The 23,174-nt window shown below is 60.2% G+C and carries 21 protein-coding genes; 9 read left to right on the plus strand and 12 right to left on the minus strand.

Going from position 1 to position 23,174, the window contains the following annotated elements; all coding sequences use genetic code 11:
• Positions 1-23 precede the first annotated feature (23 nt).
• The 4 genes from ACG9DO_RS07250 (at position 24) to ACG9DO_RS07265 (ending at position 3,717) form a co-directional block, all read left to right on the plus strand.
• Entirely contained in the window at positions 24-1,001 is a 978-nt protein-coding gene (locus ACG9DO_RS07250) for a bile acid:sodium symporter family protein (protein ID WP_394731045.1), read from the plus strand.
• 11 nt (positions 1,002-1,012) lie between these two features.
• Positions 1,013-1,465, plus strand: a complete 453-nt coding sequence (locus tag ACG9DO_RS07255) for an ABA4-like family protein (protein WP_394731046.1) — start codon at positions 1,013-1,015, stop codon at positions 1,463-1,465.
• A 74-nt stretch (positions 1,466-1,539) separates the two neighbouring features.
• On the plus strand, positions 1,540-3,096 hold the full coding sequence (locus tag ACG9DO_RS07260) for a long-chain-fatty-acid--CoA ligase (protein ID WP_394731047.1): 1,557 nt from the start codon (positions 1,540-1,542) through the stop codon (positions 3,094-3,096).
• 18 nt (positions 3,097-3,114) lie between these two features.
• Positions 3,115-3,717 (plus strand): DUF938 domain-containing protein, encoded by a 603-nt coding sequence (locus ACG9DO_RS07265; RefSeq protein ID WP_394731048.1) that lies wholly within the window; start codon positions 3,115-3,117, stop codon positions 3,715-3,717.
• A gap of 87 nt (positions 3,718-3,804) precedes the next feature.
• Here the strand turns inward: ACG9DO_RS07265 and ACG9DO_RS07270 are convergent, their stop codons facing one another.
• Both ACG9DO_RS07270 and ACG9DO_RS07275 read right to left on the minus strand, forming a co-directional pair.
• Positions 3,805-3,933, minus strand: coding sequence for a hypothetical protein (locus ACG9DO_RS07270; protein WP_269748036.1), 129 nt, complete (start codon positions 3,931-3,933; stop codon positions 3,805-3,807).
• 67 nt (positions 3,934-4,000) lie between these two features.
• Positions 4,001-4,909 carry a DMT family transporter gene (locus ACG9DO_RS07275; RefSeq protein ID WP_394731049.1) on the minus strand — a complete coding sequence of 303 codons (909 nt, stop codon included), beginning with the start codon at positions 4,907-4,909 and terminating at the stop codon, positions 4,001-4,003.
• Between the two features lie 63 nt (positions 4,910-4,972).
• On the opposite strand from ACG9DO_RS07275, the gene ACG9DO_RS07280 reads away from it, so the two are divergent.
• The gene (locus ACG9DO_RS07280; RefSeq protein ID WP_394731050.1) at positions 4,973-5,206 is read left to right on the plus strand and encodes a hypothetical protein; all 234 of its coding nucleotides are present in this window, start codon (positions 4,973-4,975) and stop codon (positions 5,204-5,206) included.
• Between the two features lie 199 nt (positions 5,207-5,405).
• Here ACG9DO_RS07280 and ACG9DO_RS07285 read toward each other — a convergent pair whose 3' ends face one another.
• The 3 genes from ACG9DO_RS07285 to ACG9DO_RS07295 form a co-directional block, all read right to left on the minus strand.
• Positions 5,406-6,935: a CpaF family protein gene (locus tag ACG9DO_RS07285; protein ID WP_394731051.1), complete on the minus strand. Its 1,530-nt coding sequence runs from the start codon at positions 6,933-6,935 to the stop codon at positions 5,406-5,408.
• 127 nt (positions 6,936-7,062) lie between these two features.
• A complete protein-coding gene (locus tag ACG9DO_RS07290; protein WP_394731052.1) occupies positions 7,063-8,556 on the minus strand; it encodes a hypothetical protein in 1,494 nt (497 codons plus the stop codon).
• 12 nt (positions 8,557-8,568) lie between these two features.
• Positions 8,569-8,799, minus strand: coding sequence for a hypothetical protein (locus tag ACG9DO_RS07295; protein ID WP_394731053.1), 231 nt, complete (start codon positions 8,797-8,799; stop codon positions 8,569-8,571).
• Between ACG9DO_RS07295 and ACG9DO_RS07300 the strand changes: the two genes are divergently transcribed.
• The gene (locus tag ACG9DO_RS07300) at positions 8,798-10,456 is read left to right on the plus strand and encodes a hypothetical protein (protein ID WP_394731054.1); all 1,659 of its coding nucleotides are present in this window, start codon (positions 8,798-8,800) and stop codon (positions 10,454-10,456) included. The two genes, ACG9DO_RS07295 and ACG9DO_RS07300, sit on opposite strands and share 2 nt — an antisense overlap.
• A 10-nt stretch (positions 10,457-10,466) precedes the next feature.
• On the opposite strand, the gene ACG9DO_RS07305 is transcribed toward ACG9DO_RS07300, so the two are convergent.
• The 4 genes from ACG9DO_RS07305 to ACG9DO_RS07320 are packed head-to-tail and all read right to left on the minus strand — an operon-like array spanning position 10,467 to position 13,712.
• Positions 10,467-10,889, minus strand: a complete 423-nt coding sequence (locus ACG9DO_RS07305; protein ID WP_394731055.1) for a GtrA family protein — start codon at positions 10,887-10,889, stop codon at positions 10,467-10,469.
• Complete coding sequence (locus ACG9DO_RS07310; RefSeq protein ID WP_394731056.1) at positions 10,883-11,533, minus strand: class I SAM-dependent methyltransferase; 651 nt, start codon at positions 11,531-11,533, stop codon at positions 10,883-10,885. Before ACG9DO_RS07310 ends, ACG9DO_RS07305 begins: the two co-directional genes overlap by 7 nt.
• Positions 11,534-11,535: 2 nt before the next feature.
• Positions 11,536-12,477, minus strand: a complete 942-nt coding sequence (locus ACG9DO_RS07315; protein WP_394731057.1) for a glycosyltransferase — start codon at positions 12,475-12,477, stop codon at positions 11,536-11,538.
• On the minus strand, positions 12,474-13,712 hold the full coding sequence (locus tag ACG9DO_RS07320; RefSeq protein ID WP_394731058.1) for a glycosyltransferase family 2 protein: 1,239 nt from the start codon (positions 13,710-13,712) through the stop codon (positions 12,474-12,476). Before ACG9DO_RS07320 ends, ACG9DO_RS07315 begins: the two co-directional genes overlap by 4 nt.
• Before the next feature lie 154 nt (positions 13,713-13,866).
• On the opposite strand from ACG9DO_RS07320, the gene ACG9DO_RS07325 reads away from it, so the two are divergent.
• From ACG9DO_RS07325 to ACG9DO_RS07335, 3 genes are all read left to right on the plus strand, one after another.
• Positions 13,867-14,781 carry a DMT family transporter gene (locus ACG9DO_RS07325; protein ID WP_394731059.1) on the plus strand — a complete coding sequence of 305 codons (915 nt, stop codon included), beginning with the start codon at positions 13,867-13,869 and terminating at the stop codon, positions 14,779-14,781.
• 95 nt (positions 14,782-14,876) lie between these two features.
• A complete protein-coding gene (glmS, locus tag ACG9DO_RS07330) occupies positions 14,877-16,700 on the plus strand; it encodes a glutamine--fructose-6-phosphate transaminase (isomerizing) (protein WP_394731060.1) in 1,824 nt (607 codons plus the stop codon).
• Between the two features lie 157 nt (positions 16,701-16,857).
• Positions 16,858-19,209 carry a putative bifunctional diguanylate cyclase/phosphodiesterase gene (locus tag ACG9DO_RS07335; protein WP_394731061.1) on the plus strand — a complete coding sequence of 784 codons (2,352 nt, stop codon included), beginning with the start codon at positions 16,858-16,860 and terminating at the stop codon, positions 19,207-19,209.
• A gap of 22 nt (positions 19,210-19,231) precedes the next feature.
• On the opposite strand, the gene purQ is transcribed toward ACG9DO_RS07335, so the two are convergent.
• From purQ to ACG9DO_RS07350, 3 genes are all read right to left on the minus strand, one after another.
• Entirely contained in the window at positions 19,232-19,909 is a 678-nt protein-coding gene (gene purQ / locus ACG9DO_RS07340) for a phosphoribosylformylglycinamidine synthase subunit PurQ (RefSeq protein ID WP_394731223.1), read from the minus strand.
• A complete protein-coding gene (gene purS, locus ACG9DO_RS07345; protein ID WP_394731062.1) occupies positions 19,909-20,148 on the minus strand; it encodes a phosphoribosylformylglycinamidine synthase subunit PurS in 240 nt (79 codons plus the stop codon). Before purS ends, purQ begins: the two co-directional genes overlap by 1 nt.
• A 132-nt stretch (positions 20,149-20,280) precedes the next feature.
• Positions 20,281-23,169, minus strand: coding sequence for a M16 family metallopeptidase (locus ACG9DO_RS07350; RefSeq protein ID WP_394731063.1), 2,889 nt, complete (start codon positions 23,167-23,169; stop codon positions 20,281-20,283).
• Positions 23,170-23,174: the final 5 nt, after the last annotated feature.

The following is a 23,174-nucleotide window of genomic DNA, read 5'->3' on the forward strand; positions in this document are numbered from 1 at the left end:
GTATTAGCGGGGGAGAGGCAGGCGTGATTGCACGCGCGACCAATCTGTTTGCATTCTGGACGGTTCTGGGAACCGTCTGGGCGTGGTTCATACCTCAGCACTTCCTGTGGGTTGTCGACGGCACGTTTGCGCCATTCGGTCAGTCCCTGGTGAGTGTGATGCTGGGCATCATAATGCTCGGGATGGGATTGACCCTTTCGCCTGAGGACTTTCGCCGCGTGCTGACCTTGCCGCGCGCGGTCGCAACAGGCGTGGCGCTGCAATTCACGATTATGCCGCTCGCCGGAATTGGCTTTGCGATGATGTTTGGTCTGGAAGCGGGATTGGCAGTCGGGTTGATTCTTGTCTCCTGCTGTCCCGGCGGAACCGCGTCTAACGTCGTCGCATACCTCGCCCGAGCGAATCTCGCCCTTTCTGTTACCATGACGCTGGCCTCAACGCTGATTGCCGTGGTGATGACACCGCTCCTGACGAGCTGGCTGGCAGGGGTGTTCCTTGAAATCGACCGTTGGGCGCTGTTTCGAGGGATGATTACAGTCGTTCTGGTGCCGGTGATCGCGGGCGTCGTGCTCAATCGCTTGTTTCCTAAGAGCACGGCGCGGATCGCGGTCATCTCTCCACTGATATCCGTGCTGGGCGTGGTCCTGATCGTTGGCGGGATCATCGCTGCGTCCAAGCCGCTGATTGTTGAGCATGCAGGCGTCTTGCTGCTCGCGTTGTTTGCGCTCCATGCGACAGGTTTTGGCCTGGGCTACCTCTTGTCGGGATGGCTCGGACTTGCGGAGACTGAGCAACGCACCTGCGCAATCGAAGTTGGCATGCAGAACAGCGGGCTCGGCTCAACGCTCGCGTCAACGCCCAGTTTTCAGGCGCAGTTTGCCAGCCCAATGGAAGCGGCACTGGCACCTGTTCCCAGCGCCGTGTCTGCTGTGTACCACGTGGTGCTGGGAAGTTTGCTTGCCGCTTACTGGCGTCGCAAGAGGCTTGCGCTTATCAACTAGGAAACACGTGAATGAGCTGGGACACTCTTTTTTCGATCGCCAATCTTTACGCGCTTATTTGCTGGGTCGCTCTTGCCTTCTTGCCGCGTTGGCCCGCCTTGCTCGCAGCCATTCTCTACGCGGGGGTTGGTCTCTTGTGTCTGACCTATGCCGTCAGCCTGATCGGCTTCATGACAGGCATGCTCGATGCAGGGGGCGGCGCAGGCGGAGGCGACTTCAGCTCGATCGAAGGCGTGCGCACTCTGTTTGCCAGTGATGCCGGGATCACCATCGGCTGGGTACATTATCTCGCCTTTGACCTGTTTGTCGGGCTGTGGATCGCACGCGATGCAGATGCAAAAGGTTTCAACCGGATCATCCAGGTGCCGGTCCTCTTCTTCACCTTGATGGCCGGGCCGCTTGGCCTGCTGATCTGGCTGGTCATCCGTGAGAAGCGCGCACAAGCGCAAGGCCGCTGGAGCTGACGCGAAAAGCGCTGGCCTTCGCGAACGAATTTGGCAAACTGGTCGCAAATCCAGACATGACCAGTGGAGAGGCCATGACCGAGCATCACACATATGAGACGTTTGACGAAATCCTGCGCCATTGGGCCAAAGAGCGGCCTGATCAGCCGGCCCTGGAGCACGATGGCCGTGTGACCACGTTCGGCGAGCTGGACGCGATGACGCGCCGCGTTGTGTCGCTGTTCCAGTCCAAGGGCATTGGCGAGGGCGACCGTGTCGCCTGGCTTGGCAAGAACTCCGACCTGTTCTTCATCCTGCTGCTGGCGGCAGCGCGTTCTAGCGCGGTGGCGGCTCCTGTCGGATGGCGCCTGGCACCACGCGAGGTGGCTTACATCCTCGGTGATACGGAAGCGAAGCTGGTGATCGCAGGCGATGGCTTTGCTGACACAGCGCGGTCGATCGTTGCTGAGATGGGTAATGGCGCCGAGGTGCTCGCCGAGCATGAGGTTCGCGCTTTGATTGAGCAGATGGATGAAGCCGAGTTCGAGCCGGCTGACAAGAATACGCCCGCGCTTCAGCTCTACACGTCAGGGACCACTGGCAATCCAAAAGGGGCGGTGTTGACGAACGGAAATTTGCTCGGTCTGCGCAAACCGGGCATTGCCGCGCAGCAGCCGTGGTATGATTACCAGCTGGATGATTGCATCCTCGCTTGCATGCCATGTGCGCATATTGGCGGGACAGGGCTGGTGGTCATTTCCGTCGCGGCTGGCGTTCGCGCGCTGATCCTGTCCGAATTCATCCCCGATCTGGTCATCGACGGGATCCAGAACGGGGTCACTCACATGTTCATCGTGCCGGCCGCCGTACAGATGGTGGTGCAGCATCCACGCGCAGCGAATACCGATTTCTCGAACCTCAGATATTTGCTCTATGGCGCTGCGCCGATGCCGCTGGAGCTCCTGAAAGAGGCGGTGCGCACCATGCCCGATACCGGCTTTCTGCAGGTCTACGGCATGACGGAAACATCAGGCACGGTCACCATGCTGCCGCCAGAGGATCACGATCTTGCCGGCAATCAGCGGATGCGATCCTGCGGCAAGGCCTGCCCCGGCGTTACGATCCAGATTGTCGATCCGGATGGCAAGGAAGTCCCACGCGGCGAAATTGGAGAGATTGCAATTCTCTCGCCGTCCAACATGGCCGAGTACTGGAAGCTGCCGGAAGCGACCGCCAGCACGCTCGACCAAGACGGCTGGATCCGCACGGGCGATGCCGCCTACATGGACGAAGATGGCTACATCTACATTCAGGACCGGATCAAGGACATGATTATCTCAGGCGGGGAGAATGTCTATCCGGCAGAGGTAGAGAGTGCGATTTACGGACATCCGGCGATTGCCGAAGTGGCAGTGATCGGCATTCCAAGCGCAAAATGGGGCGAAGAGGTCAAGGCCTGCATCGTGCTGAAGCCCGGCTGCGAGTGCGGTGAGCAGGAAGTGATCGATTATGCGCGAGAGCGGGTGGCTGCGTTCAAAGCGCCCAAGAGCGTCGATTTCATTCCCGAGATGCCGCGCAATCCCTCGGGCAAGATCCTGCGCCGGACCTTGCGCGAACCCTATTGGGCAGGGCAGGAGCGGCAGGTCAGTTGAGCCGGTCTCGGGTTCACGATGGATGACGCCAAGCGCCATGCGCCTGCAACCTTGCGCAACCGCGAGGCGATCGCTGAGGTTCTAGCGAACGAACTCCCTGCGTCAGGGACTGTGCTGGAAGTCGCGAGCGGTTCGGGCGAGCACGCGGTCTATTTCGCGGCTCGCTTCCCGCAGATCACGTGGCAGCCGAGCGATCCGGACCCGGCGGCGCTTGCATCGATTGAAGCGTGGCGGGCTGTAGGGGGTAGCACGAACCTTTACGCAGCGATGGAGCTGAATGCGGCGGCGTCTGACTGGCCCGTCGACAGGGCGGATGCGATCTTTTGCGCGAATATGGTTCATATCACGCCCTGGGAGGCGGCTGTGGGCCTGCTGGCTGGGGCTGGACGATTGCTGGCACCGGGTGCACCGCTGATCCTCTATGGTCCATATTTCGAGGACGGCGTTGCACCGGCACCTTCAAACCTTTCGTTTGATGAGAGCCTCCAGTCGCGCAACCCCTCGTGGGGAATTCGCGCGGTGAAAGACATGGATGCGCTTGCGCAGGACCATGACTTAAAGCGCACTGCGCGGCACGAAATGCCAGCGAACAATCTGACGCTAGTTTATCGCAAGGCCTGACAAGACTGAAAACACAAACGCCCGCCAATCGCTTGGCGAACGTTTGCGCATTTCACTTGTCCAAACGGGGCGTGAAGCCCCATCAGATCATGTTTCGTCGTCGACCGCGTCTGCGGCAGACTTGAGGTCGTCGCCGACACCGCGGACGGTGTTGCAAGCAGCGGTGGTAAGCGTCATCGCTGCAAGCGCAGCAACAATCATGGTCTTGCGAAGCATTGTTTTCTCCTTTTTCTGACAACCCGAATACACCACGAATTCCCATCCTGTCACGAGGGCAATGAACCTAGGATTGCGCCTTGGCCGCCCGTTTGTCGCGTACCAGGACCGCTTCACGCCATGTAATCAGCAAACCGGCGCCAAGGATCAAGGGCGCACCCAGCCAAAGGCCTGCAGACGGGGGTTTGTCGAACACGCTCCAGCCATAGCCCACCGCCCACAGCAGCGAGGTGTAATCAATGATGATGATGGTCGCTGCGGATCCGAACCGCAGGCTTGCCGTCAGCAACAGCTGGGCAATGCCGCCTGATAGCGCCATCAAGCCAATGATAAGCCATGTCATGGGGTCATGTGCAGCGGCGAAGAAAGGCAGGGCGAGAGCGGCCATTGGCGCGGATAGGACGCCGAACCAGAACACAATGCTCCACGGGCTTTCGGTCTTGTTGAGATCCTGCACCTGGTAGGAAATCAGCGCGACGAAGAAGGCGCCCATAAGTCCCGTTGCCACGCCCAGCGGGTTTATCGCGCCGCCGCCCGGTTGTGTCACGATAAGCACGCCGACAAAGCCCATTGCAACCGCGCTCCAACGGTAGAGCCCAACCGTCTGCTTGAACAGGATGACGGACAGCATCACTGCGAAGAAGGGCGCAGTAAAGTTGATCGCAGTCGCTTCAGCCAGCGGCAGGATCAACACCGTGCCATAGAGGAAACACATGCTGACAAGGCCCACGAAAGCGCGGCGGAAGTGCGCGCCGAAGCGTTGTGTCTTGACGGTTGCGATGCGGCCGATTGCGATGAGGAAACCTGCGATCACGACACTGGCGATGGCTTGCCGCCAGAACAGCAGTTCAGCCAGGTGCACCCCGCGTTCCCCGGCATATTTGATCAGCATGGACATGGTCGACAGCGCAAAGGCTGCGAGCAAGCGGATCGCAATGGCCTTGATCGGCTGGGGATTGGCGACAGAACCGTCCATCGCTTGAGCGTTTAGGCCGGTCAGGGCTTTGCGCAAGCGCCATGAACGCCCATATGCCGCGTGATGGACAGTCTGTTGCAACATCTGCGCTTTGCCAGCGATGCCGAATTGATGGCGCTAGTCGGCTGCGCAATTGTCCTTGTGGGTGCTCTCGCCGGGACAATGGAGCGTCGCCGCTTGAAGCGCGATGATCTTCAACGCGTCGGTTGGGTTCCCTGGCTCGGCATTTTTGTCGGCTGCATGATCATCGGCGGGGGAATGCTCGCGCTCAGCTTACCAAAAGTTTTGGTAAGCTGAGTCTTTTGTTCTTCGCGACGCCCGTCCGGGCGCGCAATTTCCTCGCTTCCGGGCAGGCAAGCTGCCCTTGCTGCGGGCGGGCGGTCGCCCTTGCGGCGGCTTACGCCGCCTTCTGGATCTTGGTCACGGAAGTCAGAGCCCGACTGGGCGACGGCCGTTAGGCCGAATGATCCGGGTCGGAGAACCCGGATCGCTTGCCTTACAAACAAGCCTCCAGGTAAGCTTGGTCGAATCCGAACTGACGGGCCTTTTCCAATGTGTAAGGGCGCAGGCCCTGACTGCGGAATTCGCCGAGGATCTTGCCGTCGTCGCTCTCGTCGAGATACTCGAACTTGAACAGTTCCTGCGTCACGATCACGTCGCCTTCCATCCCGATCACCTCGGTGATGTTGGTGGTGCGACGCGAACCGTCGCGCAGACGCTTCACCTGAACGATCAGGTCGACCGATTCCGCGATCTGGCGCGAGATGGCTTCCTTAGGGATCTTGATGTCGCCCATCAGGATCATGTTTTCCATACGGCCAAGGCATTCGCGCGGGCTGTTGGCGTGGAGCGTACACATGGAGCCATCGTGGCCGGTGTTCATCGCGGCGAGAAGGTCGAAACACTCCGCGCCACGAATTTCGCCCAGGATGATGCGGTCAGGACGCATACGCAGGGCGTTCTTCACGAGGTCACCGATGGTGATCGCGCCTTGCCCTTCAAGGTTCGGCGGACGCGTTTCGAGCGGCAGCCAGTGCGGCTGTTGCAGACGAAGTTCGGCGGCATCCTCGATCGTCAGCACGCGCTCGCCCGGGTCGATCATCTTCGACAAGGCGTTGAGCATGGTCGTCTTACCCGAACCCGTACCGCCCGAAATGACGATGTTCATCCGGCAAGCGCCAGCGATCTTCAGCGCGGTACACATCTTCTCCGACATCGAGCCGAATTCCTTGAGCATGTCCAAGGTGATCGGCTTCTCGGAGAACTTACGAATGGAGATAGCTGTGCCGCGCAGCGACAGAGGCGGCACGATGACGTTCACACGTGAGCCGTCCTTCAAGCGGGCGTCGGCGAGCGGGGTGGTCTGGTCGACGCGCCGGCCGACCTGGTTCACGATGCGCTGGGCGATCTGGAACAGGTGCTGCTCGTCACGGAATTGAATCGGCGCGAGCTGCAGCTTGCCCTTCTTTTCGACGTAGGTCTGCTGCGGTCCGTTGACCATGATATCGGAAATATCGGGATCGTTGAGTAGCTCTTCGAGCGGACCGAAGCCCAGCAGTTCGTCGATCAATACCTTTTCGAGCGCGAATTGTTCGCGTCGGTTCAGCGTGACCTTAAGCTCGGCCAGCACTTCCATGATGATCGGACGGAATTCCTCGGAAAGCTCTTCCTTGCTCAGCGATGCAGCCGCTTCAGGATCGACCCGCTCGAGCAGGCGCGGCAGCACCTGTTCCTTGATCTTGTGAACGCTGGCTTCAAAACCGCCGACTTCGGATTCGCCGGTATCAACCGAGTTCATCCGCTCTGCCAGGCGGTCCATTGCGTCAGCCGTAGCGTTCCCGCGAGCTTGCGGTGCTGGTGTGTCTGCTGCGCCTGTGGGCAAAGGTGGGAACTGATCGCCGCCTTCATTGGGGCTATCGCTGGACTTGCCGCGATCGCCGCCCTTCATGGGCTTCGCCACACCGAAAGACGGCCGGGCTCCGGGATTGAAGCCTGCTGGTCCCGACTTTTTGCCGAATGCGCTCATTGATCGCCCCCAGAAATCCTACAAAATTATGGCGAGGACCGCTTCGCACAATGCGAAGTTTGCCTCTCGAATTTTGGTGAATAATTCGGAAAGTTTATTTTTTTCCTAAACTCGGGCTGACTTTTGATCAGTTCGTCACCTGCGCGTAGCACCAGGGTAAATCATTCTGTTTTTCAGGTGCTTGAGGCCCAACTACGTAAAGGTAGTAGGTGATCCCGTCATAACCTGGAGGGATGCGGACTAATTCGGTTAACAAGTCGGGATCGAACCCGGCGAATTTGCGGTCGCTCAGCATATAGGATTGCCCGTAATTCTCCACCGCATGTCTGAGCATAGCCGTGAAGTTTGATTGGTTTTCAAGGGCCAGGCTCTTGTGGTCCCAGCGCACAAAGCGGAAACGACACCCCTCTTCCGGGCGAACGAATGACAGGCTTGAGCGACCCGAAATCGCCGGGACGCGCCATTCCGGAATGGCCAGCCAGGTCCTTTCGGAAAGGCCGCGCGCTTCGATCTGCGTCAGGACGGCATCACCATTGCTGAAGCCGCGCTCCGTGCTGATCAGCGAACTTGCAATGCCGCACAGGCTGGCGAAGAATATCCATACGCGGAAAGCTGTGCCCGGCTTGTCTCCTGCCGCGCGGGCCAGCCATACCAAGGCGATCAAAAGGAGAGCCACCAGCAGCATATGGCGCAGCCCGATTGAATAGACGGCCAGATTGAAGGCAAGCGTGAACCCGAGGAAGCCGAAAATCATGAGCCGGTGCCACGGACGCTGTTTGGTGCAGTACCAGCACAAGGCAAGGAGCAGGATCCACGCGTAGCTGGCGATCGGCACCACGGGCGCCTTCCACTCCGCCATCAGGCCGCCCGGAAATGGCAGCGGGATACTGCCCAGCTTCAGGAACCATCCGCGAAGGTTGTGCAGCAGGAGATCGATCCCATGCAAAGGCTGCATCGCGTCGATTGCGTTGACCATGTCGGGTGGTGGGATCACAGTCCAGGCCGCAAAGGCCGATGCGATCAGCCAGAGCAGAATTCCGGGCCACCACAAGTCACGCTCGCGCCACTTGAGCAAAAGAAACACGCCGGAAATCACACCGAAGAGAAAGTCGACCAGAGGCAGGACCGCTAGCAGCAGCCAGAACCAGCGCGAACGCCATGCAACAAGGGCCAAGACAACCACCGCAACGCCAAGCGACGTTCCGCGCGAAATCGTCAGGAATTCGAACAGCAAATATTGGCTCGAGGCCAGCAAGAGCCGCTCAAGCCGCGAAAATGGCGAAGTAAACAGGATCGCGCCTTGTGCGATTGCCGCACAAAGCGTGGCCGCAAGGGGGAGCACGATGTGCGGCTCGGCAAAGCTGCCAATTGTGCGCAGCAGCCAGTACCACAGCGGCGGGTGGCCTTCGTAACGCAGCCATGCGAGCAATGTAGCCTGATTGGGCGCTTCCAGCGCGATCATCAGGGCCTGCAGTTCGTCAGCCCAGGGCTTGTGGTTCCAGATCAAAAAGACCTGAAAGACCAGCACGCCGCCAGCAAGCGCCAGCCATACTATGCGGGGGGACAGCATCCGCTCGACCGCACCAAAGCCTGCATCAATGTGTTCGCTAAGCGTGGCCATTGCGCTCGAGCCTTAGCGCAGGATGTGTCGAAGAAGCGTTACCTCCCGCGCAGCTTGAGGGTTTTTTGCACATTTTTGCACGATGCTTTCAGCAACATCGGTGGCAGCTTGCTGTGGAAAGGGCTCGAAGAGGGTAAGCAAGTCTTGACCTGTTCGATCTATAGCGAAGTCGAAGGGAAAGCGGGAAATCCCGCTCAAGCAGGGATTGTCATTGCCGATGGGCACGCTTTCGAAATCCGTCATGCAGCGGCCCGTGATCTATGTTTTGATCGCACTGGCCTTTCTCGCGATCCAGCCGCATGTGTCGCTGTCGCGCCATTATTTCGTGACGCATGACGCATTTGTCTTACTGGTGTTTGCGGCGGTTTGGCTGGGAAGCATGTACTGGACTCCGCGCGCTGCGCTACCGCAAGCTGCACCAAGTGTGCGGCTCGTATTGCCGGTCGCGGCGGGGCTGTGCCTTGCCTTATGGGCCGGGACCCATTGGTGGATGTTCGACTATCCGCTGACCCGCGATGAACACATGGTTGTGTTCGATGCGGCGACATATGCGAAAGGCAAACTGGCTGAGCCGCTGCCAGAGGAATGGGCGGGGTATGCAAAGGCCCTGGTTCCGGCATTTCTGCTTGATACGCCGGGAAGCGCCTTGCTTGTTTCGGGCTATCTGCCGATCAATGCGGCCATGCGCGGCTTTTTCGGCCTGATCGTGGACCCGGCGCTGATGAACCCGCTGCAGGTTGCAATCGGCTTTGTCAGCCTGTGGTGGATTGCGCAGCGGGTCTTTCCAGAAGACGCACCGGCGCAATGGCTCACGTTGGGCGGTTACCTGCTGTCAGCACAGGTGCTCGTCACTGGAATGACCACCTATGCGATGACAGGACACCTCGCGCTTAACCTGCTCTGGCTGGCGTTGTTCTTGAAGGATCGTTGGTGGAGCCATCTGCTGGCGATGCTGGTTGGCGTACTTGCCATGGGGCTGCACCAGTTCGTGTTTCACCCGATGTTTGCAGCGCCGTTTGTGCTGTGGCTGTTGTTGCAGAGGCGCTGGCTCCATGTTGCTGCCTATGGGGCCGTCTATCTCGCCGGGATCGGCTTGTGGTTGAGCTGGCACGGGATCGTGATTGATTGGGCCGGCGTTACGCCTGAACCGGGCAAGGAAGGCGACATCGGCTCCACGCTGGTCGAGCGTGTGCTTCCTCTGATCACGCGGATAGAACCGCTTACGATCCAGCTGATGGCGTATAATCTCACCCGCGGGATCGGCTGGAACGCGCTGTTCGTCTTGCCTTTCCTGCTGGCTGCCGGGCCTGCCTTCAAGCGGCGTGATCCGATCGCGCTCGCTTTGCTGGGCGGCTTGGCGCTGACCTTGATCGCTGTATCGATCATTCTCCCGTATCAAGGGCATGGCTGGGGGTATCGCTACATCCACGGCGTGCTCGGCAGCGTCTTCCTGCTGGCGGCGTTCGGATATCGCGAGATTGCAGCACGGGATCGCGCGTGGGCCAATGGTGCGGCTGTGTTGCTGTGCGCGGTTACTGTGCTGATTACTCTAACTGCCAACCTGTGGTCAGCGCGCAGCTTTACTGAGCCCTATGTCGCGCTGACAGAGATCGTGGACGCGCAAACCACCGACTTCGTCATCGTGGATGATCTGGTCCATCGCAATGTTGTCGATCAGGTGCGCAATCGCGCTGACCTTTCGAACCGTCCGCTGATTCTCTCGCGGAGATGGATGACGAACGAGCAGCTCGAAGAGGTGTGTTTGCGCGGGTCCGTCACGGTGATCGGCGCCGTACAGGTGGAGCAGGCGGGGATGCAGCTTGCCCCCAGTGAGGAATATAAGCCTTTGCCGGAAAATGTGTGTCAGACGGCAGCTGAAGCGGCTTCAAGCCAGAGCTGATACTGAGGCTTCATTCACTTGGAATACCCATGCTCTCTCGCAGGTCCTGCGGTGTCCTCGGGCCAACTGCCCAGCGGGTCATGATGTAATTATAGATCGTCATTCCCACAGTCGCAGCGGGCGCGGCAACAACCATTGGCCACGCAAGCCCCCCTCGCAGTAATGCCACGAGCAGCGCGGCAACAATCACGCTCGACATGGAACCTGCGAGATAGCGGGCAAAGCCGGCCAGTGTGAGCCTCGACTGAAAGGTCCAGAGCGCGTGCAGCAGATATGCCAGCGGCATGGTTATGATCAGCGTCAGTACGATTGCGATCGTGTAATGAGCGCCCCCAGCATCCGCGCCTATTAGGATCACGTTGTTGAGAACGGCGCATCCGATACCCACCAAGAGGTATCGCGCCGGGCTCGCCAGTGTCTCTGGTTTCAGCACCCGTCCACCTGCGCGGTTTGGCTCACAAAAAAGGCATAGTTCGACCGCCACGGGCGCACATGCATTCCTCGGCGCACCGACCAATCCTTGAAGATCAAGCGTAGCTGCTGCTCGGTTTCGCGAGGAGTGTTGTAACGGATCCTGTCGCCGGTCAGGAACCGGTCTGAGCAATAGCACAACCAGTAAATCGGGCTGTAATTTCGGTCCCAGTCCTTGATGGCGAAAACGCCGTTCGGGGAGAGCAGCTGTCTGGCCGAAGCGAGCAGGGAGTTTTGCGCGGCCGACGGCACGTGATGAAGCACGTCGACCAGCAAGATCAGGTCATAAGGTTGAGGGTTGGCCGCAAGCCGGTCTTCAACATATTCCTCCCGGAAATTCACCCGCTTGGGATCGCCTGTGAAAAGGCGACCAAGCCTTGGCGTTATGTCGATGGCGTCGATTTCAGCGTCCGGGAATGCGTTGGTCAGCCGTTCCGTCATGGCGCCTTCGCCGCAACCGACTTCGAGAATGCGCTTGGGCGCTGGGCATACTGTTCTGAGCTGCGCAGTCCAGTCGTCCAGATCAATGAAGATGGAGCGATAGGCTTCCGCGATTTGCGGTTCAAAAGGGCCAAAGGATTGGCGGATAAATGCGCCTAGAGCCATTTCTAAAGCCCCCCAGCAAAGCGCAGCCGGAGCCGCGGCCAGAGCCGCTCGATCAGCCGCGAATATTTGAGGTAGCGCACGGCATCGACTGGGCCGAGCTTCGCAAAGCTGCCAAGCGCGCGCCATTTTGCGCTTGCGTCCCCGGCGGCCGCTTCTGCAAGCGCGGTGTTGATAGCGACCGATGCGCGGCTGATGCGGGCTGTTGGTGTATCCGCGGTGAGATGGCGGTCGAGCACAATGCCCAATTGCTCGGCAAACTCGCTGCGGCTGCGGGTCATGGTCTGCGCGCCGCCATGTATGCGGAAGGCTGAGGTCGGGCGCGGGTCGAACACGACCGGGCCTTGCTCGCCCAGCTTCAGCCACAGCTCCCAGTCGGGCGTGTACCACAGGCTTTCATCGAGCCCGCCAGCTGCGATGTAAGCCGCACGTTTGAACACAGGCGCGGGCATTGCGATCGAATTCTGGACCAGCAGCAGGTCGCGAAACGCAGCCTGCGCAACTTCGCCCAATGGAAAGGGTGGACGCCATCCGCCCAGATCGCGCGAGGCATGGTCAATCAGACGAGCCGGAGTGAGATAGAGTGCTGCATCCGGATAATTGTCGATCATATTGCGAATGATCTGGATCCGATCGGGCAGCCACACATCGTCCTGGTGCAGTGTGCAGACATGTTCGCCCCGGGCTTCTTCCACGCCGAGATTGGTCTTGCGTGTCCAGCTCGCGATATGCGGCATGTGGTCATAGTCGATCCGCAAGCGCTCGCGATGCTGGCGCACGAACACAGCGCCCGCCGGGAAATCCGGGGTAGAGTCTCGGATTATGAGTTCTATTCCGCCATCACGGCCATCGTCCTCGATGCTTGCGAGCGCATCGTCCAGCCACTGGTTGGGCTGGTGCACTGGCATGACGATCGACAGCCACGGGCGAGAGGGCTTGTTGTTCAACGCGTCTTGTCCTGTGCCTTGGGGGTCAACCGGTTGTCATTGCCGCCGATGATCGCGAGCAGGAATCCGCCCAGCAGAGTCTGCAAACCGATCGCTCCAACCGTTGCGGAGAGGATCAGCGGCAGCGGATTGTCGAGCGGCAAGTAACCTGACTGGCCCCAATTGTAGGTCACTATGCCGAGACCTGCCGCGCCAGCAAGGCACAGGGCGAGGCCGCTCAGCAAAGCGGCTTCGAGCGTCATCAGCTTCTCGTGCCGCTTGAACACTGGCCGCATCAGCCGGTAGCCGCTGCGCACGCCGTGGAAGTGTGTCGCTACCGCCATGATCAGGCCAAGATGCCCGCAGGTGGCGAGGAAACCGGCAACGATGCTCCAACTCGTGCCGAAAAAGCTCGTGCCCGGCAGCAACCCCAGCAAGTGCATAAGGCCAATCGCGAAGATTACGCCCGCGGTGCCAAGCGCTATGACCGCCGGAACCCCAAACACCCAGGTCGGGCTCAGCATGAAGAGATAGCGAAGGTGCCGCCAGCCATCGCGCAAGGGGCGCAGGTGTGGCGGGCGGTCGCGCAGGTCCGGGCTGAGCGTCGCGGGGACTTCGGTCATGCGCTGCTTCGTGAGCGCTGCTTTGATGACCATCTCGCTGGCGAACTCCATGCCTGAACCGCTCAGCTTTAACTCTGAGAAGGCTTCCTTGCGGATCGCGCGCAGGCCGCAATGCGCATCACCGATGCCGCTGCGGAAGAACAGGTTCAAGACGCCGGTGAGACCGGGATTGCCGATATGCTTGTTCTTCCAGGGCATGGCGCCGGGCGCGATCCCACCCTTGAAGCGGTTGCCCATGCAGACATCGTATCCTTCCTCCAGCTTCGCGACCATCGCGACGCCTTCCGTGAAGTTGTAGCTGCCATCGCAATCGCCCATCACGATGTAGCGACCGAAGGCCGCTTCGCATCCGCCGATCAGCGCTGCGCCATAGCCGCGGGCTGCGACCGGGACGACGCGTGCGCCCAGTTCCGTCGCCAGCGCCTGGCTGCCATCGGTTGAGCCATTGTCCGCGATCACGATCTCGCCTGACAGGTCGAGCTCGGTCCGCATAAGGGCGAGCGCTTCCAGGGCATTGCCGATGCAATGCGGCAGACTATCGACTTCGTTCAGCACCGGCATGACAATCGTCACGTCAGGCCTCTCGCTGTTCGACTCGACAAAGGAAGAAAAGTCGCGTTGTTGAAGATCCATGCAGGCCCCCGGATGATCTAGCGATTACCCTTGGCCAAAGTTGGTTAACGAACAGTCAAAATCACCGGATTTGCTGGAGAAAGGATCAGCGCTTTTCAAACCGGAGCAACTGGCCTAGCGGGACTGCAACTCGTTACAAAGGCAACCATCCACTATGCAACACACCGAGCGAAGCGGCTTGCTGCTGGCTATAGCCGGCTTTGCGCTGCTGTCAGTGGGGGATGGCGTGATCAAGAGCATGGCGGGTGCCTGGCCCCCCCTGCCTGTAGCGGCGCTGCGGTTCGTAATTGGAGCGGTCGCGCTGGCAGCGCTGCTGTCCAAGGTTGAAGGACCGTCTGTTCTGCGCCCAGCGCAGCCCTGGTTGCAGATTGGCCGCGGGGTATGCGTGTCGGTCGCCTCGGTGTGCTTCTTTTCTGCCGTCTATATCATGCCTCTGGCGGAAACCATGGCGATTGCCTTCCTCGCACCGGTCTTCACAGCGCTCTTGAGCGGCCCGATCCTGGGCGAGAAAGTGCAGACGCCGGTCTGGATTGCCTCTGGCATGGCTATGATCGGCGTGGTCATGATCCTGCGCCCCAATCTGGCAGAGCTGGGCTTGCCCGCGATGTTTCCGCTTGTCTCAGCACTGTTCTTCGGCCTCATGATCGTGCTCAATCGTAAGGCCGCTGGCCAGGGCAGTCCTCTGGCGATGCAATTTTACATGGCAGGAGTAGCCGCGACAGTTCTGTCCGTGCTTGCGATTGGCGCGAAATTTTCAGGCATTGAAGTGCTCGATTTTGGCGTGCCCAGCTGGGATGTCGTCGGGCGCTGCGCCATTGTCGCTTGCACAGCGACGACCGCGCACTGGCTCGTCTACCTCGGCACAACCCGTGCCGGAGCATCGCAGGTTGCGCCCTGCACCTATGTCCAGATGCTGGTGGCGACGCTGATCGGCTGGGCGTGGTTCGATGATGTGCCAGATGCGCTGACCTTGCTCGGCGCGGCGATCATCATCGGCGCCGGTCTCTATTTGTGGCGTGCATCACGGCACAGGTCTGGCATTATGAAGGACGTTTCGCAGGACCGCTAAACGCGCTAGAGGACCCCCGGCACCAGCGGAAATCAATCGCGCGTTCAGCGAAGGCTTGCGATCAGCGCGGCTCACGATCTTGAGGGGACCAGACCATGTGCGGGATTATTGGAATTGTAAGCGCTGATCCGGTTGCTGATCGCCTGGTCGAAGGCCTCAAGCGGATGGAGTATCGCGGCTATGACAGCGCCGGGATTTGCACGCTTCACGAGGGGCAGATGATCCGCCGTCGGGCACCGGGCAAGCTCGGTAATCTGGTTGAAGTGCTGGCCGCCGATCCGGCTCCCGGCACCGTCGGGATCGCGCACACACGTTGGGCGACGCATGGCGCGCCGACCGCTGAAAACGCGCACCCGCACGCAACCGATCACGTCGCCATCATCCACAACGGCATCATCGAGAATTTCCGTGAACTGCGCGAGGAATTGCGCGCTGAGGGTCGGACCTTCGCCAGCGAAACCGACAGTGAAGTGATCGCACACCTGATCTCGCGCCGGATCGAAGAAGGCATGTCGCCTGAAGACGCCGTGCGGGACACGCTGCCGCGCCTGCGCGGGGCATTTGGCCTCGCTATTGCCTTCAGGGATCATCCCGATGTCCTGATCGGCGCAAGGCAAGGCTCGCCGCTCGTGGTCGGCTATGGCGAAGGGGAAATGTACCTCGGGTCGGATGCGCTGGCGCTGGCACCGCTGACGCAGCAGATCTCTTATCTTGAGGAAGGGGACTGGGTCGCGATCACGCGGGATGGCGCTACGATATACGATGCCGAAAACGAAGTGGTTGAGCGCGAGATACGCAGTTCCGGCGCTTCCGCGGCGGCAATCGAGAAAGGCAATTACCGCCACTTCATGCAGAAGGAGATCTTTGAGCAGCCGACTGTGGTCGCGCAGACGCTCGGCTCTTATCTTCGCCAGGACAACAATTCGGTCGCGCTGCCGCAATTCGACTTCGATATCTCGGGAGTGCGGCGTGTGACCATTGTTGCTTGCGGGACCTCGTTCTATGCCGGCATGGTCGCGAAATACTGGTTCGAGCAGTTCGCGCGTGTTCCGGTCGACATCGATGTCGCGAGCGAGTTTCGCTACCGTGAACCCGTTCTCGAGGAAGGCGGGCTGGCGCTGTTCATCAGCCAGAGCGGGGAGACTGCTGACACGCTCGCGGCGCTCAGGCATTGCAAGGAAAACGGCCAGACCATTGGCGTGATCGTCAATGTGCCGACCAGCACCATGGCGCGTGAGGCTGATCTGCTCTTGCCGACTCATGCCGGACCGGAAATCGGAGTTGCCTCGACCAAGGCGTTCACTTGCCAGCTTGCGGTGCTTGCGGCCTTGGCCGCGCATATGGCGGTCAAGAAAGGGCTAATGGACCGCGCGACAGAACAAAGTGTCGTCAAACACTTGCTCGAAGCGCCGGCAGCGCTCAACCGGGCGCTGGATCATGATGACGACATTGCCAGCATGGCGCATCTGATCGCCCCTGCGCGCGACGTGCTGTACCTGGGGCGGGGGCAGGATTTCCCGCTAGCCCTTGAAGGCGCACTCAAGCTTAAGGAAATCAGCTACATACATGCTGAGGGATACGCAGCTGGCGAGATGAAGCACGGCCCGATCGCGCTGATCGACGATGATGTACCTGTGGTTGTGATCGCACCGTCCGGGCCGCTGTTCGAGAAGACAGTCTCCAACATGGAAGAGGTGCGCGCGCGGGGCGGCAAGATCGTTCTGATTTCCGATGCCAAAGGGCTTGAAGAAGCGGGCGAGGGGTGCATGGCGACCATCGAGATGCCGCAGGTCCACCCACTTATCGCGCCGTTGGTTTACGCCGTCCCGGTGCAGTTGCTTGCCTATCACGTTGCAGTGGTGAAGGGCACGGATGTCGACCAGCCGCGCAATCTCGCCAAATCAGTCACGGTAGAGTGACCGCACGACGGCCCTTTCGAGGGGCTTTTCAGGAAAAAACCATAGTCCAGCGTTAGCCTGCGGAAAGCAATTTATTAGTTTCAAATTCAGCGCTTTAAGTCCAATTTAACTCTCGTTGAAGCGCGTGCGATAACCTTTTCCGGTTATTCCATGTGAAGTGAGCGAGATAGTTTCTCCCGAACCGCATTCAAATGCATCACTGTCCTATTTCGACGTCCTTGGGCTTGATCGCTCAGACTATGTGAAATGGGCCAAGCTGCGCGGCCTGCAGTATTCTGCGTTGCCGCAGGTATCGCGCTACCGAATGGTTGCTCACCTGCTGTTCGCCGTGGTTGTCGTCCAGATCTACTTCGCAGACGTCTGGGTCGGCTGGCTTGGCCTGTGGTATGCAGCGCTTGCGATGGTGCATGTTCGCGGGGTCCGGTTCGAGCAGACCCTGATCGATGCAGATCGGCGGGTTATCACGCAACGCGAGTTCAATCGGCAAACGCTGACAGGGGTCCTGTCCGGCGCGCTTTGGGCGGTTCCTTTGGTCGGCTTCTCGGCTATCGCGGGCGAGGCCGAGCTGCTGGTCGCATGGTCCCTTGTTGCGATCATTATCCTTGGTTCTGCTGTGTTCAATGCAGCCGCGCCGCTCGCGACCATTGCCTACACCGCCATTACCGGTTCAGCTGCGGCTCTTGCGTTCCTGTATCAAGGCCAGGTCGAAATGGCCGCACTGAGCGCCAATTTCGTGGTCTTTGCTATCCTGGGCGCGACTGAAGTGGCGCGGACATATTTGCGTCTGCGATTGGCGGAGTCCGGGGTTGAGGAAAAACAGCATGTCGTCTCGCTGCTCCTGCGCGAATTTGAAGAGAACGAAGCGGACTGGCTGTGGGAAGTCGACACCGCAAGGCGACTGCGCGCGGTCAGCCCGCGCTTCGCCTACGCGCTGGCGCACAAGCAGGACGAGGTTGAAGGCCGGCCCTTGCTTGAACTTATCGCTGGCAAAGGATGGAAGGTCGGCAATTTTCCCCCGAGTCTGCACGAGCTGGCGGAGCGGCTGAAGCGGAGGGAGAATTTCTCTAACCTGATCGTGCATGTCTCGATCCGGGGTGAGGAGCGCTGGTGGGAATTGTCAGGCACTCCCATGCGGGATGAGTATGGCCAGTTCAGTGGTTTTCGCGGCGTTGGATCTGACGTGACGGAGCAACGCAGGAGCTCTGAAAAAATTGCCTATCTCGCACGCTACGACACGCTCACCAGTCTGCCCAACCGAACGCAATTGACTGAAGCTCTGGGCGAGGCGCTTCATTTTGCAGAGCATTGGCGCGGGCGCTGCGCATTCCTGATGATTGACCTTGATCGCTTCAAGTCCGTCAACGACTCACTCGGGCACCAGACCGGTGACAGGCTGCTGGCGCAAGTTTCGCATCGGCTTCAATCGCTGATGACTGACAACAATCTGTGCGGCCGCCTGGGCGGGGATGAGTTCGCAATCGTGATGCGCGAAGTGAGTGATACGCAGTCCGTGGCCAAGCTTGCGAACCGCGTTATCGAACGATTGTCCGAGCCCTATGTTGTCGACAATCACACGCTCTATGTCGGTGCAAGCGTCGGGTCGGCGATCGGGCCGCGTGACGGCTGCACGGTCGAGGAATTGATGCGCAATGCAGACCTGGCGCTTTACCGCGCCAAGGATCAGGGTGGGGGAGAGCATTTTGCGTTTGAACCGGTGCTCCATGCCTTTGCGGAAGAACGCCGACGGCTCGAGGTGTCATTGCGCGGCGCGCTCGCCAGGGATGAGCTTTTGCTGCATTACCAGCCGGTCGTCGATGCAAATGATGAAAGCATTGTCAGCTTTGAAGCACTGGTCCGCTGGAACAGTGCAGATCATGGCTTTGTCAGCCCGGGCAAGTTCATTCCTCTGGCCGAGGATACCCGCCTGATTGTTCCGATTGGCCGTTGGGTCCTGCGCAAGGCGTGTGAGCAGGCGGGCAAATGGCCAGATCACATCAAGGTGAATGTGAACGTCTCGCCCGAGCAGTTGCTGGAGCCCAATTTCGCCGATGAAGTGGTCGATGTTCTGGCGAGCACCGGCCTTCGTCCTGAGCGGCTTGAGATCGAAGTGACGGAGAGCATCTTCCTGCGCGATCCGACGGTCGCTCGCAGCGCTCTGGAACAGGCCATGGCGCTGGGCTGCAGCGTCGCGCTTGATGACTTCGGAACCGGCTACTCATCGCTCGGCTATCTGCGCAAATTGCGCTTCTCGACCATCAAGGTGGATCGCACCTTTGTCCAGGGCGCGGCGCAGCACAGCGCAGAAAGCCTCGCGATTGTGCGCGCAGTGGTTGCCATGGCGCAAAGCCTGGACATGACCACAACGGCTGAAGGCGTTGAAAATGCCGAAGAAGCCAGGATGATCCGTGAACTTGGCTGCGACAAGATTCAGGGCTTCCACTTTGGCCGGCCCATGTCTGCCGACGACACACTCAAGCTGTTTGCGAATCCACCCCGCAAGCGCGCCTAATCCGCTATCGAGGGCGAAACCATCAAGCGTTGACGAGCGCGTTGACAGCGCTTTCAAACAGACGCCTGCCATCGTCGGTGCCATGGGCGGCTTCAATCGCGCGTTCGGGATGCGGCATCATGCCCAGCACATTGCCTTCCGCATTGAGAATGCCGGCAATGTCGCGGCGCGATCCGTTCACTGTTTCTGCATAGCGGAACGCAACCCGTCCGTCCCCTTCGAGCCGGTCCAGCGTCGCCTCGTCAGCGAAGTAATTGCCGTCGTGATGCGCAACGGGAATGTGGATCGTCTCGCCTGCCTCATAGCCACCTGTAAACAGGGACTGGTTGTTTTCGACGGTCAGCGCCACAGTCCGGCAAATGAAGGTCTGACCGGCATTGCGCATCAGCGCGCCCGGCAGCAGACCGCTCTCGGTCAGCACCTGGAACCCGTTGCACACGCCCAGCACCGGCACGCCGCGCTTGGCTGCCGCAATCACCGAGCGCATGATCGGGCTGTTCGCCGCCATGGCGCCAGAGCGCAGGTAATCACCGTAGGAAAAGCCGCCGGGGAGCGCGATAAAGTCCAGCCTGTCTGGCAGGTCCGCATCGCCATGCCATACGCGCAGAGGCGCAGTGCCTGAAACCTGCTCCAGCGCCACCGCCATGTCACGGTCGCAATTGGAGCCGGGAAACGTAATGACAGCGCTGGTGAAACCCATCATGCGTTCTCCAGCTTCTCGATTGAGTAGTCTTCGATGACCATGTTCGCGAGCAGCTTCTGACACATGGTGTCGAGCGCTTCGTCGCTGGTGTTATCGGCGACATCGAGTTCGATCATGCGGCCGATCCGCACATCTTCCACGCCCTCAAAGCCCAGCCCTTCGAGCGAGTGGTGCACGGCGCGGCCCTGCGGATCGAGTACGCCCGGCTTCAAACGGACGAGGATGCGGACTTTCATGACTGCAGCTTTCCTTTTTCACCTTTGGTGATGGATGCCAACATCGGCTTACCACGCTTTGCGTGCCTATAGCGCGACCGCGCTCGGGTGCAATGCGCTGCACCCCGCTTGCCCACGGTCGAAGCGCGCATTCTACTGCTCCAGTGGGAGTTCAGCCGCTGTTTGGGGCAAGACCACCACTTCAACCGCTGCATCAGGCGCCAGATAGGATTGCGCTGTTTGATAGAGTTCTTCTGGGGTGATTGATTTGAGCACGCCGGGTGCCAGCTGGAAGCGCTCAAGCCGGTCAGCCTCGCTTTGCGCACGATCCGCCAGGGTCATCCATCCGCCCAGCGACTTGAGCAAATTGTCGTAGCTTTCGAGGAGCGGCTGCCGCGCCCGGTCGAGCAGGTCCTGGTCGACCGGCCCCGCCAGCAGTTGATCCAGCATCACGCGGATTGCCGCGCGAGTCTCATCAAGGTCGGCCAGGTCGACCGAGGCAGCGAGCGCGAATGTCCCGTAGCCGCGATAGGTCCTGGAAGGCGAACTGCTGGCGCTCGGCGAATAACTCTTACCGAGGTCCTCGCGCAGCTGTTCCTGCAATTCGATCCGCATCACACGGGCCAGCACGGCCAGGCGCAAGGTTTCGGCAAGGTTGCGATCATCACCGGTCGGCCAGGTCATGCGCACCAGCGCCTGATTGTCCTCTCCGCTATGAGCAATTGTCCGCAAGCCGCGCTGATCGGTAAAACTGCGTTTGCGGGCTTCTTCGCGCGGCAGGAAGTCCGCTTCGCGCGGCTCCAAGGCACCCAGAGTGCCAGCGACAGCTGCGATCGCTGCCTCCTCGTCAAAGTCGCCTACCAGGGCGAGCTCAATCGCACCCTTGGCCCACCGCTCGGAAATATCCTCGCGCAGCTTTGCAAAGGTCAGGGCACGGTAGTCTTCTTCATCCTGCAAGGTGAAGCGCGGGTCATTGTCGGAAAGGATGCCGCCCAGCGCATTGCTCAACGCATTGCCGGGGGTGGCATCGCGGCGCGCAAAGAAATCCGCGATAGAGCGGCGGAAGCGCTCCTCACCTTCGGCCCGGTAGCCGGGATCGGTGAGCGCTGCGGCGAGCACCTGCAATTGCAGCTCGAGATCGCGCGGGGTCGTATCTCCGCTCATGATGAAGGTATCGTTGTCGCTGCGCAGGTTCAGCTCGACCGAACGCCCTGCAAGCACGGTCGCAAGCTCGTCCTGGCTGTGCTTGCCCAGGCCTCCGCTCGGCAGGGTTGCGACCAACGCCGTCGTCAGTGGTGCCTCCTTCGTGTTGAGCAGGTCTCCTCCGTCGAGCGAAAGGCGATATTGCACCTGGTCCTGGCGGATATCGGTCTGCTTGAGGTTCAGACGCACGCCATTGGCGAACCGGATCAGGCGGAAGCCGAACCGCTCGTCGCGGATATCGGAGACAACTGAACCGGGCTCGCCAAAACCGGTGTAGGCAAAGGCCACTGTTTCGCCGAAGTCAGGCTGAGCGATGGGTTCAGCCGCTGCCGCCTCCCATGCCGCGCGCAGGGCTTCTGCCCCGCCTGCCGGCGCTTCACGCCCGCGCAGCCGGATGAGCGGGTTCGCAAGCGGGATCGCATCGGCCAGCACCGCGTCCCATGCAGCCTCGGCTGTGATCTGGTCGGCGAAGGCTTCAAAACGGGCGAGCGAACTTTCAGGAGTAGAGGGAATGCGCTCCTCATCGATCAGGCTCAGGGCAGCGTTTACGAGAGCCGCGTTGCTGCGCGTCGCAGCGCCTTTCACGCTGTCTTCAAGGCTCGTGCGGATATTGGCGACCTGCTCCGCGACCTCTGCGTCGCTGAACCCGTAGGCGAGGGCCTGCCTGACAGTGCGCGTTGCCGCTTCCATGCCTTTGCGCCAATCCCCATTTTCTGAATTCACTGTCAGTGCGGTCGAGCGGCCATCCTCGAAGATGTCGGAGGTTGAAAAGGCAGCGCTGCGGAAAGGAGCGTCGGCGCCTCTGGCAAGGCTTGCCAATCGGCGATTGATGATCCCGTATCCCACCTGGCGCAGGATGCCCTGTTGCCGGTTTGCGACCGTATCTGGCCGGTCCTGCCAGCTGCCGAAGGTGAAGATGCTGAGCTGCTCGGAAAGCGCCGGATCGATATGGATGTCGGTATCGCCGCGCCTGGTCGAATCGAACGGTCCGGTTTGCGGCTCTACCGGGTCCGGGCCTGCGCTCCAGTCAAAGAACCAGTGCTTCACGCGCGCTTCCAGCAGGTCGGCAGGAAAGTCCCCGACGATCACCAGCGTTGCATTCTCAGGCACGTAGGTGCGCTCGTAGAATCCGCGCAGATCCGCCGCGGTGGCGGTCTTGAGTATCTCCGTCTTGCCGATGGGTAGACGGTTCACAAACCGCGCATCGGGCGCGATAAAGCTAAATCGGTCGATGGTTTCCTTGTAGGAGAAATTGAAACGGTCACGTTGCTCCGCAAGGATGACACCGCGTTCGCGCTCCACAGCATCAGGCGCAATCGTGAGCTCGCTTGCTGTTTCGCGCATCAGCATCAGCGCGGTTTCCAGCAGGTCTTCCTCTGCCTTGGGCAGGTCAAGCTTGTATGTCGTCGTCTCGAAGCCGGTCGAAGCATTGGTGTCTGCACCGAACGCCAGCCCCTTGCGCTCTAGCAAGCGGATCATTTCGCCTTCAGGCACATTGGTTGAGCCGTTGAAGGCCATGTGCTCGAGATAATGCGCGAGGCCTTGCTCGCTGTCGGTTTCGTCCAGCGATCCCGAGCCAATATGAAGCCGCACCAGCGCAGTACCTTCTGGCGTGGCGTTTTCGCGCAGGATATAACGCATCCCGTTCTCAAGCACTCCGAACCGGAAAGCCGGGTCGACCGGGACATCGCTTTCCTCAAACGCCCAGAGCGGTGTGATGTGCGCCGCCTCGGGCGCTGCAACAGATGCTGGCGCTGGCTCGGCAGCGGTCTGGACAGTGGTACAGGCGGGAAGGGTGACAAGCGCCGCAGAGACGGCAAGACAGACTAGCAATCGCATGAGCG

The sequence above is a fragment of the Altererythrobacter sp. GH1-8 genome (assembly GCF_043702085.1).
Taxonomy (GTDB): Bacteria; Pseudomonadota; Alphaproteobacteria; order Sphingomonadales; family Sphingomonadaceae; genus Erythrobacter.